The 16631-nt window shown below is 61.6% G+C and carries 15 protein-coding genes and 2 pseudogenes; 13 read left to right on the forward strand and 4 right to left on the reverse strand.

Going from position 1 to position 16631, the window contains the following annotated elements; genetic code table 11:
• The first annotated feature begins 146 nt into the window (after positions 1 to 146).
• Together GB927_RS20755 and GB927_RS20760 are read left to right on the forward strand one after the other, a co-directional pair.
• Positions 147 to 1676 (forward strand): sensor histidine kinase, encoded by a 1530-nt coding sequence (locus tag GB927_RS20755; protein ID WP_256119121.1) that lies wholly within the window; start codon positions 147 to 149, stop codon positions 1674 to 1676.
• Between the two features lie 17 nt (positions 1677 to 1693).
• Positions 1694 to 2053 carry a response regulator gene (locus GB927_RS20760; protein ID WP_256119122.1) on the forward strand — a complete coding sequence of 120 codons (360 nt, stop codon included), beginning with the start codon at positions 1694 to 1696 and terminating at the stop codon, positions 2051 to 2053.
• A 688-nt stretch (positions 2054 to 2741) separates the two neighbouring features.
• Here the strand turns inward: GB927_RS20760 and GB927_RS20765 are convergent.
• Complete coding sequence (locus GB927_RS20765) at positions 2742 to 3875, reverse strand: substrate-binding domain-containing protein (protein WP_256119123.1); 1134 nt, start codon at positions 3873 to 3875, stop codon at positions 2742 to 2744.
• 49 nt (positions 3876 to 3924) lie between these two features.
• On the opposite strand from GB927_RS20765, the gene GB927_RS20770 reads away from it, so the two are divergent.
• The 3 genes from GB927_RS20770 to GB927_RS20780 are packed head-to-tail and all read left to right on the forward strand — an operon-like array spanning position 3925 to position 7393.
• Positions 3925 to 5292 carry a uracil-xanthine permease family protein gene (locus tag GB927_RS20770; protein ID WP_256119124.1) on the forward strand — a complete coding sequence of 456 codons (1368 nt, stop codon included), beginning with the start codon at positions 3925 to 3927 and terminating at the stop codon, positions 5290 to 5292.
• A complete protein-coding gene (locus GB927_RS20775) occupies positions 5289 to 6689 on the forward strand; it encodes an amidohydrolase family protein (RefSeq protein WP_256119125.1) in 1401 nt (466 codons plus the stop codon). Before GB927_RS20770 ends, GB927_RS20775 begins: the two co-directional genes overlap by 4 nt.
• The gene (locus GB927_RS20780) at positions 6686 to 7393 is read left to right on the forward strand and encodes a sulfite exporter TauE/SafE family protein (protein ID WP_256119126.1); all 708 of its coding nucleotides are present in this window, start codon (positions 6686 to 6688) and stop codon (positions 7391 to 7393) included. The genes GB927_RS20775 and GB927_RS20780 overlap by 4 nt, the downstream gene beginning before the upstream one ends.
• Before the next feature lie 270 nt (positions 7394 to 7663).
• Here GB927_RS20780 and GB927_RS20785 read toward each other — a convergent pair.
• The 3 genes and pseudogenes from GB927_RS20785 to GB927_RS20795 all read right to left on the reverse strand — a co-directional run.
• Positions 7664 to 7896 (reverse strand): annotated as a pseudogene (locus GB927_RS20785) (hypothetical protein); the annotation flags it as partial.
• A 67-nt stretch (positions 7897 to 7963) separates the two neighbouring features.
• Positions 7964 to 8051: pseudogene (locus GB927_RS34515) on the reverse strand (IS5/IS1182 family transposase); the annotation flags it as partial.
• 333 nt (positions 8052 to 8384) lie between these two features.
• Entirely contained in the window at positions 8385 to 8636 is a 252-nt protein-coding gene (locus tag GB927_RS20795; protein WP_256119368.1) for a hypothetical protein, read from the reverse strand.
• Between GB927_RS20795 and GB927_RS20800 the strand changes: the two genes are divergently transcribed.
• The 8 genes from GB927_RS20800 to proX all read left to right on the forward strand — a co-directional run bounded on the left by GB927_RS20800 (position 8524) and on the right by proX (position 16505).
• Positions 8524 to 9468, forward strand: coding sequence for a flavin reductase (locus tag GB927_RS20800; protein WP_256119358.1), 945 nt, complete (start codon positions 8524 to 8526; stop codon positions 9466 to 9468). The two genes, GB927_RS20795 and GB927_RS20800, sit on opposite strands and share 113 nt — an antisense overlap.
• Positions 9469 to 9481: 13 nt before the next feature.
• Positions 9482 to 10993: an aldehyde dehydrogenase gene (locus GB927_RS20805; protein WP_256119127.1), complete on the forward strand. Its 1512-nt coding sequence runs from the start codon at positions 9482 to 9484 to the stop codon at positions 10991 to 10993.
• Positions 10994 to 11016: 23 nt separating this feature from the next.
• Positions 11017 to 12090 (forward strand): LLM class flavin-dependent oxidoreductase, encoded by a 1074-nt coding sequence (locus GB927_RS20810; protein WP_256119128.1) that lies wholly within the window; start codon positions 11017 to 11019, stop codon positions 12088 to 12090.
• A complete protein-coding gene (locus GB927_RS20815) occupies positions 12087 to 12929 on the forward strand; it encodes an alpha/beta fold hydrolase (protein ID WP_256119129.1) in 843 nt (280 codons plus the stop codon). Before GB927_RS20810 ends, GB927_RS20815 begins: the two co-directional genes overlap by 4 nt.
• Positions 12926 to 13240, forward strand: coding sequence for an NIPSNAP family protein (locus GB927_RS20820; RefSeq protein WP_256119130.1), 315 nt, complete (start codon positions 12926 to 12928; stop codon positions 13238 to 13240). Before GB927_RS20815 ends, GB927_RS20820 begins: the two co-directional genes overlap by 4 nt.
• Positions 13241 to 13314: 74 nt before the next feature.
• Positions 13315 to 14502, forward strand: a complete 1188-nt coding sequence (locus tag GB927_RS20825) for a quaternary amine ABC transporter ATP-binding protein (protein WP_256119131.1) — start codon at positions 13315 to 13317, stop codon at positions 14500 to 14502.
• Positions 14495 to 15415 carry an ABC transporter permease gene (locus GB927_RS20830; protein ID WP_256119132.1) on the forward strand — a complete coding sequence of 307 codons (921 nt, stop codon included), beginning with the start codon at positions 14495 to 14497 and terminating at the stop codon, positions 15413 to 15415. Before GB927_RS20825 ends, GB927_RS20830 begins: the two co-directional genes overlap by 8 nt.
• A gap of 61 nt (positions 15416 to 15476) precedes the next feature.
• Complete coding sequence (proX, locus tag GB927_RS20835) at positions 15477 to 16505, forward strand: glycine betaine/L-proline ABC transporter substrate-binding protein ProX (RefSeq protein ID WP_256119133.1); 1029 nt, start codon at positions 15477 to 15479, stop codon at positions 16503 to 16505.
• Positions 16506 to 16631: the final 126 nt, after the last annotated feature.

Consider the following 16631-nt stretch of genomic DNA (forward strand, 5'->3'; position numbering starts at 1 on the left):
GCAGGAACTTTCATTTTCCAATCTCTACAGCACTAGCGCCATTCATTCCAGCGATACAGTGACTGGAACAATGGCGCGCCGAGGCTTCCCAAAGTTCGGGTGAAATGCAATGGTGTTTGTCTGGTTAAAACTCAAGAAAGCAAAGCGTGCCGCCGCCTCCTTACACAACAGATGCGACGCGCCTTGCAAGCCTCGCCAGTTACGACATCCTCGATACGCCACCCGAGCAAGGTTTTGACGACATCGTCGGCCTCGCGTGCCTTCTCTGTGAAACACCAGTCGCGCTCGTGAGCCTTGTTGCCGGGAACCGCCAGTGGTTCAAGGCGAGGATCGGCTTCGAGCCATGCGAGACCGATCTCGACCGCTCGGTCTGCGCTCATGCTCTTGTCGAGGATGATCTTCTCGTTATCACAGACCTCAGGAATGACGAACGAACGCGTGAAAACCCCCTTGTTACCGGCGAGCCGCACATACGTTTCTATGCGGGAGCACCGCTTCGCGACGTTGATGGAAACGTCCTTGGCAGTCTCTGCGTCATAGACGGCACACCGCGCCCTGGAGGACTAACGGCAAGCCAGGCCGATGGACTGAGAGCCTTGGCCCGTCAGGTCATGACGCAAATGCATCTGCGAAAGGCTGTCCTGGAACGTGATACTGCGATGTCGCGTCAGAAGGAGGGCGACCGGAAGCGGTACGAAAGCGAAGAGCAGTACCGGCTTTTGTTCGAAGCCATTGAGGATGGTTTTTGCATCGTCGAGATGAAATTCGATGGTGACGTCCCTACCGATTATCGCTTCGTCGAGATCAATCCGGCATTTGCGACCCAGACAGGTTTGGTGGACGCTCAGGGCAAATGGATGCGCGACCTCGCTCCAAATCATGAGCAACATTGGTTCGATATTTATGGCGGCGTCGCGCTTAGTGGCGAGCCGGTGCGGTTCGAGCACGTCGCCAAAGAGTTGAGTGAACGCTGGTTTGACGTTCACGCGTTTCGCGTTGGCGACCCGAATAGCCACCGTGTCGGTATCCTCTTCACGGACAAATCTGAACGGAAGGAAGCGGAAAACCTAAAATGGCTTGCAGAGGAGGCACAGACCGTTCGCAACGAGGAACTCAGCCATCGCATGAAAAACACCTTTGCCATGGTCCAGGCGATTGCCACGCAGACCTTGCGCAGCGTCGCCGACCGAGCCCCCGTTGATGCATTCACGGACCGGCTTCACGCGCTCTCGACCGCACATGATGTCCTTCTGCAGCAAAGTTGGTCGAATGCGAGCCTTGGTGATGTTGTTAGCGCGGTCCTCGCGAACTTCATGAGTGCGAAGAACCTGGCGGTCGATGGGCCTTCGGTTGACCTTGGTCCAAGAGCCACGCTGTCTATCTCTCTTCTTTTGCATGAACTTGCCACCAATGCGACCAAATACGGCTCACTCCTGAACCCGGACGGCCTCGTCATAGTCACCTGGCACCTGCGAGACCTCGGCGGCGAAGATGAGCTGGTGTTCAATTGGAAAGAGAAAGGCGGACCTCCTGCCGTCGAACCGAATGGCAAGGGATTCGGTTCGAAGCTGATTCGTATGGGTTTGATTGGAACAGGTGGCGTTGACGTTCGTTTCGAACCATCGGGCTTTGAAGCCGAATTCCATGCACCACTCGCTCAGGTGCAAATGTCCTAGAGCGACGGAGCATTCTTATGTCCTCAGCAATCATTCTTGTGGTCGAAGACGAGCCTCTTCTGCGGATGGCCGCGATAGATTTGATTGAATCGGCTGGGTTCGAAGCAGTGGAAGCTGCCGATGCCACTCAGGCGGTGGAAATTCTGCAAAACCGTCTGGATATCTCGATTGTATTTACCGACATCGATATGCCGGGCGGTATCGACGGACTGTGTCTCGCCGCCATGATACGCGACCGTTGGCCGCCCATTCATGTGATCATCACCTCCGGCCACACCAAACCACCACAGGGTAGCTTGCCGTCGGACGTGGTGTTCTTTTCCAAGCCTTATCGCGAAGAAGAGGTAATTGCGACGATGATGCGAATGGCGGCGTAGTCTCGACATCCGAGCTCTTGGAGAAGTTCAGCCCCGTCAGGGATTGGCTACGGCCGCTCGACAAGGTGCCAACGAGCCACCGCTTACGAAAAACTTTGCACAAAGGGAGATCGATTGCCCGACAGCTGCGGCGTGGAAACGCTGTTGACGGGAACCGGTTGCGGCCGATGCGTCGATTAAAAGGGCCGCCTTCCTCCAGAAACCGGACCCCGTACGACCTTCGCGCGCAGCAAACAGACACGCGTTGAAACGGGCTTTCCAGGCCACACTAACAGTTTGTGAGGATGGAGCTTGTTTCTGGGAATGGGCAGCTTGTTCGCATTATTTATTGACACGCCAACACGCTCACGGAAGCAACCTTAGGCTTTCCAGCCGCCTGCCCCGATGCCCGTTCATAATTTCTACAGCCCGCTTGGAAATGGCCTGGGCCGTATCAACCAACGGCCAAAAGCCCGTAACTCTCTGGATATCGCGGGCGGCCAGCAGATACATTTCTTTGGGAACTGTTTGGTCGCTCGAAAGAGGGGCATATTCCTTGCAGACACCGGCAACCGTCTTAAGTGAAAGACCGAGCTTTTGCGCGATTGCGACATAGGTCAGGCGGTGTGCGCAAAGCGCCAAAATGCTCTGATCCAGTATGATTGCGTGATTGAAAGAGGCTTTCTACAGAGCGCTGGTTCGGGTCCCATCAAGCGCGAGATCGCCCGTCTGGCGATCTCGCTGAATTTGATCTTTTCGACGCCGTCGATGACGGCCGGACGACAAGGGTGGGCGGGGCGAGTGCCTGCGGCGTGGTCGCTCCGTCTCCCAGATGCGCTAGAAGTAAATCGACCGCGGCGGCTGCGACGTGATCGAGGTGAAGGTCGACTGCGGTGAGCGGAGGCGTCGCCAGTTTGGCGCGCATGCCGTCGTAGCGGGTGGCAAGGCGGAGGTCTTCAGGAACTCTGCGACCCAAAGCCCGCGCCGCGTCCAGAACGCCGGTCGCGAAGGCATCGACCGGCACGCATAGGGCCGAAATGGAGGGTTCTGCGCGCAGGAGGCGTTCGGCGGCTTCGGCGGCAGCCTGCTCACCGCCATTTTCATCTATCCGGATAGCGGTGGGGGAGGCGCCTGTCTCCTCTATCCGCGCCGCATAGGCGGCTTCCATCTCGATATAGGAGTTGCGCCGCTGCTGGCCGGTGATCAGGCCGACATTGCTGTTGCCGGAAAAGAGATGATCAAGCAGAAGCCGCGCCGTCGCACCGCTCTGCAGGTCCACGAAAGGCAGGTCGTCCCGACCCGGCGCGCGGCCGATGCACACGATATTCACGCCGCGATCGGAAAAGAAGTCCAGGACCGGATCGTCACGCTCCGGCTCCACGACGATCGCGCCGTCCACTTCGAGCGCTTCCAGGCTGTCACGGGGCCCAAGTGGCGGCACGAGACAAAGGGATATGCCGCGTGAAAAGGCGGTGACGGCTGCGGCTGCGGCGATTTCCATCAGGAAGCCCAGCCGGGAGGGGCCTGCGGCTACGGCGAACGGCATGGATGAGACGAGGGCGATGGATCCTGCCCGTCCGGTTCGCAAACGCTGGGCGCGGTGATTGGGACGGTACCCGATCTCCTCTGCGAGCGCTTCGATGCGCCTGCGCGTTTCCGGCTCGACATGCCGCCGTCCGCTGAAGGCATGCGACACGGTGGTGACGGATACGCCTGCGGCGCGCGCAAGGTCGGTGATTGTCGGTTTTCCCATGATGCCTCCAGCGGCATTCGTCCTAGCACGTCGAAAGCGTTCAAGCAAAACGATTTGCAAAAGGTAAAAAGCGTGATAGGAAACGCGCAATGCAAAACGATTTGCATAAGCGGCTTGAGGAGGCCGGGAGGAGGAAATCATGAAAAGTGAATGGAATAGCGTGGTCGATCCAGCCGACGAGAAGCTGCCTTTGCGCAGCCTGATGCTGTTTGGCCTGCAACATGTGTTGGTGATGGCAGCGTCGCCGATCACCGCAGTCTTTCTCGTCAGCAAGGCGCTCGGTTTTTCCGACGCGGTGACGGTATCGTTGATCAGTGCAACATTCTTCGTCTGCGGTCTGGGCTCGATGCTGCAGAGCTTCGGACCGAAGGGGTTTGGCGCGCGTCTGCCATTCGTCATGGTACCCGGTGGTGCGCCTATCGCCATTTTTCTGGCGATCGCGCAGCAGACGGATGTTCAGACGGCCGTCGGCGCGGTCATCATGACGGCGCTGTTCTACTTTCTCGCTCTGCCGGTCTTTCGCCGGCTGCTCCGATATTTTCCGCCGATCGTCGTTGGAACCATGCTTCTGCTGGTCTCCGTCAATCTCGTGCGCATCTATGGCGTGACGATTACCGGCAAACCCGGAACGGAGGGTTTTGCCGCGCCGGTCGAAGTGGGGCTCGCTCTCATTACAATCGTTCTCACGATCATCGCCGCGCGCGTCTTTTCCGGCACGCTTCAGCGGTTGGCCGTCATGCTCGGCCTTGTCGGGGGCTCGCTCGTCGCGTTTGCGCTCGGCCATATCGACATGTCCGGCGTGTTTTCCGGCCCCGTGATTGCCGTTCCGCAGTTGTTTCCCTTCGGCATGCCGAAATTCGATCTCATCGCCGCCATTCCATTGATCGTTTTCTCGATCATTTCCATGGCGGAAGCGACCGGCCAAACCATTGCGACGGCCGAGATTGTCGGGCGGCGTGGTGACGCGCATGCCATCGTCCCGGCAACCATTCGTGGCGACGCGCTGATGTCGCTGGTCGGCGGCCTGTTCGGCACATCGCTGATCATCACCAGCGGCGAGAATGTCGGCATCGTGCGGGCGACCAATGTCAAATCGCGCTATGTGACGGCGATGGCCGGTGCGATTCTCGTGTTGATCGCCCTGTTTGCACCGATCGGACGTATGGCGACGGCCTTGCCGGAGGCAGTTGTCGGCGGCACGGCGGTGATCGTGTTCTCCATCATTGGCGTCATCGGCATCGATCTCCTGCGCCGCGTCGATCTGCGGGAGCATGGGCCGATGTTCACGCTCGCCTCCGCGCTGTCGCTCGGGCTGCTGCCGATCTTAGTGCCGGGTGTCTACAGTCAATTCCCGCAGTGGGTCCAGATGATCCTCGGCAATGGTCTTGCCGCCGGCACCATCACGGCCGTCGTCGTCAATGCCCTCTTTTCCAATCACGGCGCCGGCCGGAATTCCGAAGAAAAGGCGCCTTCCCTGCAAAGCACCGCCCAAGGAGCAAGCGAGTGAGCGCGATCCGCGAAAAACTGTCCAGAACCGGTGATCTCCTCCTGCATCCCGGTCAGGTTCTGCTGCCGGAAGGGCCCTGCGCCAGCATGGCCGTGGTCGTGCGAGGCGGAACGTTCAACAGGATCGATACCGTAGAGATCGTGGCGCGAGACTATCCGGATCTGACGCCGGTCGATCTGCCCGATCACCTGCTGATGCCGGGCTTCGTCGACACGCATACGCATCTCACCCAGTCGCTCGGCAAGTCACTGGTCTTCGGTGAGCCGTCGGAAATTTTCCGGCGAATCTGGGTGCCGCTGGAGGGCAGCCTGGACGAGCGCATGGTCTATCTCTCGGCGAAACTCGCCGCGCTCGAATGCCTGCGGGGCGGTTTCACCACCGCGGTCGATGCCGGTACGCGTTCGCAGGGCCATGTCGGCGCGCTGGTCCGGGCAGCACGGGAGGTTGGGCTTCGCAGCGTGGTGGGCTTCATCTGCAACGACCTTGGCGGAACCGCGCAGATACCTGACGCCGACGTCATTTTGAGCCAGGCCGAAGAACATCTCGCGACCTACAGGCAGGATTCGTTGATCCATCCGTCGCTCGCGATCTCCATTCCGGAAGCAGCGAGCGACGGAATGCTGAAGGCGGTGTCCGACATGGCGGCGGCGAACGGGGTCGTGTTCCAGACGCATGTCAACGAACACCTCGTCGCCGTCGAGCGCTCTCTCGTGGCGCGTGGGCACCGGCCGATCGACCATCTGGCCCATCTCGGAGCGCTCGGTTCCCACGTCCTGCTTGCGCACTCGACGCTCATCACGCCGCATGAACTCAACCTCCTGCAGAAGACCGATACCGCCGTCGCCTACAATCCGGTGGCGAGCCTCTGGAAAGGGAATGCGGTGGCGCCGGCACTGCAGATGGCGGCACTCGGCATTCGCTTCGGGCTGGGCACGGATGGAACGCGCGCCGATGGCTTCCGGCTGATGGATGCGGGCGAGGGGCTGCAACGCGCCGGTTTCGGCCTCATGACGGGTGATTCGTCCTGCGGTGGCGGCTGGCTCTGGCTCGATCGAGCGACGACGGGCGCCGCGAACGCCGCCGGTCTTTCGGGCCTGACCGGCGCTATCGTCGAGGGACTTGCCGCCGATTTTCTGCTCGTCGATCTCGACCGGCCGGAGTTCACGCCCACGCATGATCTGATGTGGGAACTTGTGCGCTACGGCAACCGAGACCAGATCGACGCCGTCTTCACCGGCGGGCAGCTACGGCTGTGGCAGGGCTGGCCGGTCGATTGGGATGCGCGAGCCTTGCTGGCAGAGGTGCGCGGCGATACGGCCGCCACCATCGCGAAAGCGCCGATCCAGCGCATTCACCCGGTTTCGCAAACCCATCGCAGTCTCGGACACTATCAATGAGCATGAGCCTCCTCGCCATCCTGGCGATCGTGACCTTCATTTCCGCTTTCATCCAGGGATCGCTCGGAATTGGCTTCGCGCTGATCGTCGCGCCTGTCGTCGGGATGCTGAAACCCGACCTCCTGCCCGTTACCCTATTGCTGCTGATGCTGCCGCTCAATCTGCATGTTGCGGTGCGTGAGCGCGACCATGTCGACTGGTCGGGCGCCAAATGGATTACGGTCGGTCGCTTTGCGGGTACGTTCGCAGGTCTATGGCTGCTGGCTGCCCTTTCGGTCGACCAACTCGACCTCGCCGTCGGCATCTTCACGGTGGTTGCCGCGGGTGCGGCCCTGGTCGCCCCGCCGTTCTCGCCGAACAAGCCGAGCGCCCTGGGCGTCGGCCTGTTTACCGGCGTGACCGAAACCGCCACCGGCATCGGCGGACCGCCGCTCGCTCTTCTTTACCAGCACGCCAAAGCGCCGGTTCTGCGGGCGACAGTTGCGCTTTGCTTCTTCGTCGGCGAGATCATGTCGCTGGTCGTATTGGCTTTTTCCGGGCGCATCGGGTCCGAACAGCTACTGGCCGCGCTCTACCTGACGCCGCCGGTCCTCCTGGGCAGCGCCGCCTCCCGACTGGCGCATCACCGCATCGGCGGGCGCGGGCTGCGGCTCGGCGTACTGGCATTCGCCATCGTGAGCGGGCTGTTTCTTATCCTGCGCTGAAGCTTGATTGGCCGCGCAATAGGGGACCGATACTCCGTTCATGGTCGACCGTCAGCGCCGAGCTGCGGAAAATGTTGTCTACCACAGTGTGTTTCGTGCCGCCCATTCTCGGAAATGGCTTTCAAGTGCTTTGTTCGAGAACATTTTATGCTTCCATTCGCGTGCATCGCAGTACCTAATTCGACTTTGAAAGCTCCCAGCCCGTCGACCAGACCCGTTTACGGGGACTGACGTCAGAGGTTCCTGCTTGTGAGGGGTGGGGATTCGAGCTTACGCGGCCTTCCAAATCTGATTGAGGATTTTGGCGGCCAGTGCAGCGTTGTCTTGTGGCAGGAAATGACCGTAGTGTTGCTGCACGACATCGGGCGTGCCTTGAATGGCATAGCTCGCCTGCTCGTAGAACCCGGTCTGCTTCAGAATATGCGTCGCAAGAATGTCCCGCGGGTTATGCGGGCCATGCAGCAGCAAGCCCTTGTTGCACCTCGCCCTGCGTAGGGATTGTAGCGCTCGTGGACAAAGGGATCCATAGTTTGACTGCTGCGATGGTGCCCAAGCCAAGGTAGGATTTCTTGGTCTTGTCATAGCGGGTAGCAACGCGCCGCCAGTTCTTGAGCTTGTTGAAGAGCCGTTCGACCTGGTTGCGCCATTTGTATTTGGCTTTGAGTGACGCATTACGTTTTACTCAGATGCGGTTGTATATCGGTGCCTAGAAATGCACATCAAACCTGTGCATTGCCGCAAACGCGGTCGCCCGAGGCACATGAGTTTTATAAAGTCGCGTTTTGCTGAAAGAATGTCTTTTCAGATGCTTAAGCTATCTGGGCGACGGCTGGGCCGTCCATATCCACCAGATCGGGTTTGAGCCAAATCGGCAGGCGTCTCGCTTCAGGCGCTGGTGGAGATGATCGAGGGTTCCGGCTGTACCGCGAGTTCACCTCATGGCGCACGAGTAAGTGTAGCTGCCTCTCGGTGCACTATGGAATTCCTCTCCTCATTTTGAGGATAATAATCGCTTCTGCTGCTCTTTTTGAAGGAAGATAAGATCGTCCGCCCTCGTATCCTCCACTCCACAACCGAGCGTGGGAGGAGCGATCGTGAGCGAAACGGAAAGAGCACCGGCCAATCGGACCATCGACTCCGTCGAATTGCGCCGTGCATTCGGCACCTTCGCAACCGGGGTGACGATCATCACCACGTTGGATGAAAGCGGCGCGCCGAGAGGCATGACGGCGAATTCTTTCACATCCGTCTCGCTCGATCCGCCTCTCGTCCTTATCTGCGTTGGAAAGTCGGCGGCGAGCTGCGAAGTCTTCGAGAAATGCAGCGCCTTCGCGGTCAATGTCCTGCATGAACGGCAGGCTGGCGTTTCCAGCGTCTTTGCCTCGAAGTCCGCCGACAAATTCAGCAATGTCGACTATTGCGCCGTGCACACCGGAGCCCCGGTGCTGACGGACAACCTCTCCTGGTTCGACTGCACGGTCTATGACAAGCATGTCGCCGGTGATCATCTTATCCTGATTGGCCAGGTCCAGGCCTTCGGGGCCAGTCCCGCAGCGCCGCTGGCGTTCTGCCGGGGACGTTACGCGCATATCCAGAACGCGCTGCCGGATGGCTGGCTTCCCTCGCGCGGCATGATCACCGGTTACCTCATCGAAAAGGAGGGCAGCGTGCTCCTGCGTTGCGACGCCGAGGGCCGGCTTCTTCTTCCGGTGGCGAGCAAGCGCAAGCCGGGAAGCCGGCTGGAGCTGGCCGATGGGCGGGAGGTCGAAATCCTGCCGGACACGGCCTTCCTCTATTCGGTGTTCGATGTCGCCGACAGCGACCCCGGTTACCTCGTCTATCGCGCGGCTCTGGCACCGGGCTTCAGCCCTCAGGACCTGCCGCCGGAACTGCAATTCTTCCCGCTTGACGATCTCCCGGATGACCGGGTGGCGAGCCAGGAGTTGAGGGCCGTCCTGCGGCGCTATGCCCGTGAACGCCTCGACCACCGCTTCGGCATCTATGTCGGGCATCCCGAGGGCGGTCGCATCGCGATGCTCGAGGTCGAAACCCCTTCGAATTCCTTCCAACCATGATTGCGAGACTGCCATGAAGCGAGCCGTAAGCTCTTTCGAAGGATCCCGTCAGGGACTTTATATCGGCGGAAAGTGGCTTGAGCCGAAGAGCGGCGAACACCTGCCGAGCTATGATCCGACCACCGGCCGGCAATGGTACGAGTTTGCCGATGCCGGTGCGGACGATGTCAACGCGGCCGTGCGGGCCGCCCAGGATGCCTTCGTCGATCCGAAATGGCGGCGCATGACGCAGACGGATCGCGGCAAGCTGGTTCGCCGGCTGGCGGAGCTGTTCCTGGAAAACGCCGATACGCTTGCGGAAATCGAGACCCGCGACAATGGCAAGTTGATCAAGGAGATGCGTGCGCAGATGCGCGCCCTGCCGGACTCCTACACCTATTTTTCCGGCATGGCCGACAAGCTCCAGGGCGATACCGTGCCGGTTAACAAGCTCGACATGCTGAACTTCACGATGCGCGAGCCCATCGGCGTGGTGGGTATGATCACGCCTTGGAATTCGCCGCTGATGATGCTGACGGGCACGCTGGCGCCTTGCCTTGCGATCGGCAACACCGTCGTCATCAAGCCGTCCGAACACACCTCCGCTTCGACGCTGGCTCTGATGGAGCTTATCGAGGAGGCGGGCTTTCCGCCCGGCGTCGTCAATGTCGTCACCGGCGCGGGCCGCACGGCAGGCGAGGCGCTGGTGCGCCATCCGGGGCTTGCCAAGGTCGTCTTTACCGGCAGCACGGAAACCGGACGCAAGATCGCCGCGAATGCGGCGGCCAATCTCGTGCCCTGTCAGATGGAGCTTGGCGGCAAGTCGCCGCATGTCGTCTTCGCCGACGTGGATATCGAGCGGGCCGTCAATGGCGTCGTGGCCGGCGTCTTTGCCGCGGCGGGACAGACCTGCGTCGCCGGCTCGCGCTGTTTCGTCGAACGGTCGATCTACGACCGTTTCGTCGAAGCGCTGGTCGAGCGCACGAACCGCATCGCGATCGGGCATCCGATGAGCGAGACGTCCGACATCGGGCCGCTCGCGCTTTCGGAGCAGGTCAAGAAGGTGAAGACCTATGTCGCCTCGGGCCTTGCCGAGGGCGCACGGGTCGCGGCCGGCGGCAAGCAGCCCCGGCGCGAGGACCTCGCGGATGGCTGGTATTTCGAGCCGACCGTGCTGACTGACGCCAGCAATGACATGGGATTCATGCGCGACGAACTGTTCGGCCCTGTCGTCGGCGTCATGCCCTTCTCCTCGGAAAGCGAGATGATCGCGCTGGCGAACGACACCCGCTACGGGCTCGCCTCCGGCATCTGGACCAAGGATATCGACCGCGCGATGCGTTTCGCCCGCGCCGTCGATGCGGGAACGGTGTGGATCAACACCTACCGGTCCGCCTCCTTCATGTCGCCGATGGGGGGCTTCAAGGAAAGCGGCTACGGCCGACGCGGCGGTTTCGACGTCATGCGGGAGTTCTCGCGCGTGAAGAACGTGGTGCTCGATTATTCGGGCGCGATGCAGGACCCCTTTGTCATTCGCCTGCGCTGAGCGCGGTTTCTTCGGAGTTGAACATGAAATTCTCAGTCTCTCTCTATCTTGAGCGCAAATCGCCCGACATGCTTATGACCGAGGTGGCGCAGAATGCGCTCGCTCTTGCCAAGCTGTCCGACCAGGGCGGTTTCGAGATGATCTGGACCGCCGAGCACCACACGATCGAACTGACGGTCGCGCCCAATCCGTTCACTTTCCTCACCTGGATCGGCCAGCATACCGAGCAGATCCGCCTTGGCACGGCGACGGTCGTCGCCCCCTACTGGAGCCCCATCCGGCTGGCCGGCGAGGCGGCGCTCTGCGACCATCTCACGGGCGGGCGTCTCGAACTTGGCATCGCGCGTGGCGCCTACCAGTACGAGTTCGACCGCATGGCCGGCGGCATCCCGCAGCAGCAGGGCGTCGCCTACATGAAGGAGCTGGTTCCTGCAGTGAGGAAGCTGTGGGAAGGCGACTATGCGCATGCCGGCGAAATCTGGAATTTCCCGACGGCGACGTCCGTGCCCAAGCCACTCCAGCAGCCGCATCCGCGCATCTGGGTGGCTGCACGCGATCCGGGGACGTTCGATTGGGCAATTGCGCAAGGGGCCAACATCCTGTCGACCCCGCTCGCCGCGCCGAATTCCGAAATCGCGGTGCTCGGCGAGAAGTTCAGGAAGGCCTGTGCCGACCATCCGGAAATGCCGCGTCCGCGGTTCATGATGCAGCGCCGCGCCTGCCTCTACACGAAGCCGGAGGAGCGGGAGACGGCGATCCGGTGCAGCATGGAATATGGCCGGCTCTTCGAAAACCTCTTCCAGAACCTCGGCGCGGTCACCAACGGTTTTCCCGAAGCGGTGCCTTACGAAGCCGTCGCCGGCAAGGAGAACTACGATCCGCAGAACATCGAACGGAATTTCCTCTTCGGCACGCCCGACGAGGTGATCGAGAAACTGCTCGACTACGAGGCCGCCGGCGTGGACCAGGTGAGCCTCGGCATCAACTTCAACGTTCCCTTCGAACTGCAGAAGAAGACGATAGAGCTCTTCGCCAAGGAGATCATCCCGTTCTTTGCTGCGAGGGAAAGCCGGTCCGCGTTGGAAGCCGCGCAATGAGCGATCTCGAACACATCACGAACGATGTGGCGATCCGCTACAGGATCCACGGCGACGGCCCCGAGCCGCTGCTGTGCATCCACGGGGTCGGCGCGTCCGGTGAATCCTGGGATGACGTCGCCGCGCGCCTGTCGGATCGCTTCACCATCGTGACATTTGACCTGAGGGGACACGGGCGGTCGACGAAGGTGAAGGGGCGCTATGAAATTGACGATTTCGTCGACGATGCGCTTTCGATTGCCGACCATGTCGGGTTTTCCGATTTCAACCTCGCCGGATTTTCCCTCGGAGGGCTGATCGCCCAGCGCATGGCGCTGACGCACGCCTCCCGGGTGCGCCGCCTGTTCCTGTTTTCGACGGTGGCGAACCGGACCGAGGAGGAGCGCGAGCGGGTCCTGGCGCGGTTGCACGCGCTGAGGACGACCGAGCGCGGATCGCACTACGACGCGTCCATGTCCCGCTGGTTTTCCGACGGGTTTCGCACGGCAAACCCCGAACTCATGGCGCAATTGCGTGCGCAGAACGCCAAAAATGACCCCGAAAGCTACGCCTCTGCCTATCGCGTGCTGGCGGAAACCGATTTCGGCGGCCTGCTCGACCAGATTCGCTGCCCGACGCTGATCGCCACCGGCGAGCACGACATCGGGTCCAACCCGCGCATGGCGCGTACCATGCATGAAGCGATCGTCGGCTCGGAGCTGGCCATTCTGGAGGGCCTTCGGCATTCGATCCTCGTCGAGGCGCCGGATGTCGTCGCAAGCCTCATCGGCACCTTCGTAAGCGGCAAGACGGTCCGCCGACGGACGTCCGATGCGTTGCGGGAGGAGCGCGCGCGATGATCGTCGAGGAGCGCAGCTACCGGATTCGTGGCGGAATGATGGGCGCTTACCTTCGCTTGGTCGAAGAGGAGGGGTTGGCCATCCAGCAGCCGATCCTGGGCGATCTCGTCGGCTATTTCGTCACCGACATCGGCCCGCTCAATCAGGTCGTGCACCTCTGGCGATATCAGGACCTGGAAGATCGGACGCAGCGGCGCAAGCGCCTTGCCGATGATGAACGATGGCAGGCGTTCACGCCGCGGCTTTCCGCCTGTATCGCGCAGATGGACAACAGGATACTCATTCCGACCGCATTTTCGCCGATGAAATAAGGCGCCCGGTCGGGCGGTGAAGGCAAATGCCGGAGACGGGAACCTCCGGCGGGCATCGAACTGGGATAGGGAACATGAGCGAGCGGCTAAAGATAGACAATCTCTACAAGATATATGGCGGCTCCCCGGAGCCCGCGATTTCCCGCCTCCGCAACGGGGCGACGAAGGACAGGGTCCTGGCCGAAACCGGGCTCGTTGTGGGGCTGAACAATGTCAGCCTCTCGATCGAATCGGGCTCGATCTACATGATCATGGGCCTGTCCGGCTCGGGAAAATCCACCCTTGCGCGCTGCGTCAACCGGCTGAATGAGCCGAGCGCCGGCAAGATCCTGCTCGATGGGCGCGACCTCGTGGCGCTCGACGAACAGGCGCTGCGTGAGGTGCGGCGCACGCGGGTCTCGATGGTGTTCCAGCACTTCGCCCTGCTGCCCAACCGCACCGTCCGGGAGAACGTCGAGTTCGGCCTGAAGCTGCGCCGTATCGCGCCGGCCGTGCGCCGCCGCAAGGCGGAGGAAATCCTCGCCGTCGTGGGCCTCGCGGCCTGGGGAGAGCGGATGCCGCATGAACTGAGCGGTGGCATGCGCCAGCGTGTGGGGCTTGCCCGTGCGCTGGCCACCGATGCCGACGTGCTTATCATGGACGAAGCCTTCAGCGCGCTCGATCCGCTGATCCGCGCGGAAATGCAGGATGAGCTGCTGCGCCTCCAGCGCACGCTCCAGAAGACCATCCTCTTCATCACGCACGATTTCCAGGAGGCGCTGAAGCTTGGCACGCGCATCGCCATCATGGCCGATGGGGAGGTCGTGCGGGAAGGCGAACCGCAGGACATCGTGCTCGATCCGCAAAGCGACTATGTCGCGGAGTTCACGCGCGACGTCGATCGGTCTCGGGTGTTCGACGTTCGCTCGGCCATGTCGGCTGCCGCGGCCGCCGACCTCATCGGCGGGCATCGCGTGGTGCTCTGCGCAAACGGCGGCTTCGCAATCGATGGAGACGGCCGCGTCAAGGGACACATCGCCCGCGCAAGGATCGACGATCTGCGCGCCGGCGCCGACATCGCGCCCCTCATGGCGTCGAGCTTCAGCGCCATCTCCGCGGACGCCAAGCTGCTCGATGTGTCCCGCGTCTTCACGGCGGGCCAGCCTGTCGCCGTCCTGGATGGGGACGATTGCATCATCGGCACGGTCTCGCCGGAAGCGGTTCTGCGCCAGCTGTCCTCCTCTCCCGCCGCGCCGAAAAGCAAGGAAAAAGTACATGTTTGACGCAAACGATCTCGCAGTCCTGCCGGTCGCCCGCTGGATCCAGGCCGGCGTGGAGTGGCTTTCCTACAATTTCCGGCCGGTCTTCATCGCCATCAAATGGCCGATCGAGAACGGGCTTGCGCTGACCGATGCGGCACTGCAATCGGTGCCGTTCCCGATCACGGTCCTGCTTTTCTCGGCGGTTGCATGGAAGCTGGCCGGCCGGTCGACCGCGCTCTTCACGGCCGTTTCGCTGGTCGTGATCGCCGCCCTCGGCGTCTGGTCGGAGGCCATGACGACGCTCGCGCTGATCGCGACCGCCATCGTCGTGTGCGCGGTGATCGGCATCCCTGTCGGCATCTGGTCGGCGCGCAACGACCGGGTGTGGAACGTCGTCCGGCCGATCCTCGACATCATGCAGACGACGCCCACCTTCGTCTATCTGATCCCCGTCGTCATGCTCTTCGGCGTGGGCACGGTTCCCGGCGAGGTCGCGGTGATCGTGACTGCCGTCCCCCCGCTGATCCGCTTCACCAATATCGGCATCCGCCAGGTCGACAAGGAGATCGTCGAGGCCGGGCATGCCTTCGGTGCCGACTCGCGCCAGTTGCTCTGGGAAATCCAGCTTCCGCTGGCGGTGCCAACCATTCTCGGCGGTCTGAACCAGACCGTTCTGACCGCCATGGTCATGTCCGTGGTCATTGCGATGATCGGTGCCGAAGGGCTTGGTTTGGTCGTGATGCAAGGGCTTGGCCGGCTTGACGTGGGCCATGCAGCCATCGGCGGCATTGCGATCGTGCTGCTTGCGATGATCCTGGACCGGGTCACCCAGGGCATGGCCTCCAGGAGCGGGCGGCCGAACCGAGCGGCTGTGAAGGCCGGCTTCTGGGCCCGGCTTTTCTTCCCGCACAAGCTGGAGGAGATCAAGACCTAAGGACCATCTCATCGTCACCACAACGAGAAAACCTGAAAACCGCTAAAAATGGGGAACGAAAATGCATAAGCTTTACAAGATGCTGACGGCCACGGCGTGCTGCGTCGCGATCACTCATGGCGCCTTTGCGCAGAGCCTGCCGGGCGAGGGCAAGACCATACGGTTCGCCCGTGGCGACAGCCTCGGCGCGAACTATATCCAGGACGACATTCTCATCCAGGGCCTGGAGAAGCTTGGCTACGACGTCAAGCTGACGACGGTCAGCACGATCGCGTTCTTCCAGGCCGCCTCGCAGGGCGACCTCGACGTGGCCGCGGACATCAACATCCCGCAGGAGATCGCCGCCTACGAGCCTGTCAAGGACACGGTCGAACTTGTCGGCGACGGCAACATTGTCGGCGGGGGAACGAACGGCTATCTCGTCGACAAGAAGACGGCGGAGACCTACAATCTCACGAATTTCGAGCAACTCAAGGACCCGAAGATCGCAGCGCTCTTCGACGCGAATGGTGACGGCAAGGCCGATCTCGTCAACTGCGATCCGGGCTGGCAATGCGGCGACGTCGTCGACTACCAGGTGGAGAAATTCGGCCTCGCCGACACGGTGAAGACCGTCCGCGGCAAATACGAGGTCCTGCTCGCCGAGACCTTTGCGCGCTTCAAGCGCGGCGAGCCGACCCTCGTCTACACATGGCAGCCGTCGTGGGTCACGGACACGCTGAAACCCGGCACTGAAACCGTCTGGCTGCCGATCCCCTACGACGCCATGCCCGACAATATCCATGCCACGAACGGGCACCTCGTGAAGGGCGTCGTTGGTTGCGCGGGCGGGCAGGATCCGTGCCGCATGGTGACAGGCTCGTGGAACTGGATGTCCGCCGCCAATCGCGACTTCATTGCGGAAAACCCGGCGGTGCGCGCTTTCCTTGCCGAGGCGAAGTGGCCGACCTCCACCTGGGCGGAATGGGAATCGGAACTCAACAAGGACACGTCCGACCGCGCGATCAAGACGATCGCGGACGGATGGATTGCGAAGAACCAGGCGCAGTTCGACACATGGGTCGAAGCCGCGACGAAGGCCGTCGACTAGAGAAATTCCAGCAAAAGTGCGAAGCGGTTTCGCGTCCGGAATTACGTAAAAACAAAGAGGTAGAGCGTTTTCGCGATTCGAAGAATAGCGGAAATGCTCTGCGAATGTGGCAATCCGGGTGGAGGG

It is taken from the genome of Shinella lacus (assembly GCF_010994755.1).
Lineage (GTDB): Bacteria > Pseudomonadota > Alphaproteobacteria > Rhizobiales > Rhizobiaceae > Shinella > Shinella lacus.

Coding starts and splice junctions, on each gene's coding strand:
- GB927_RS20760 (WP_256119122.1), top strand. CDS start 1,694: ATGTCCTCAGCAATCATTCTTGTGGTCGAAGACGAGCCTCTTCTGCGG.
- GB927_RS20770 (WP_256119124.1), top strand. CDS start 3,925: ATGAAAAGTGAATGGAATAGCGTGGTCGATCCAGCCGACGAGAAGCTG.
- GB927_RS20780 (WP_256119126.1), top strand. CDS start 6,686: ATGAGCATGAGCCTCCTCGCCATCCTGGCGATCGTGACCTTCATTTCC.
- GB927_RS20805 (WP_256119127.1), top strand. CDS start 9,482: ATGAAGCGAGCCGTAAGCTCTTTCGAAGGATCCCGTCAGGGACTTTAT.
- GB927_RS20810 (WP_256119128.1), top strand. CDS start 11,017: ATGAAATTCTCAGTCTCTCTCTATCTTGAGCGCAAATCGCCCGACATG.
- GB927_RS20815 (WP_256119129.1), top strand. CDS start 12,087: ATGAGCGATCTCGAACACATCACGAACGATGTGGCGATCCGCTACAGG.
- GB927_RS20820 (WP_256119130.1), top strand. CDS start 12,926: ATGATCGTCGAGGAGCGCAGCTACCGGATTCGTGGCGGAATGATGGGC.
- GB927_RS20825 (WP_256119131.1), top strand. CDS start 13,315: ATGAGCGAGCGGCTAAAGATAGACAATCTCTACAAGATATATGGCGGC.
- GB927_RS20830 (WP_256119132.1), top strand. CDS start 14,495: ATGTTTGACGCAAACGATCTCGCAGTCCTGCCGGTCGCCCGCTGGATC.
- proX (WP_256119133.1), top strand. CDS start 15,477: ATGCATAAGCTTTACAAGATGCTGACGGCCACGGCGTGCTGCGTCGCG.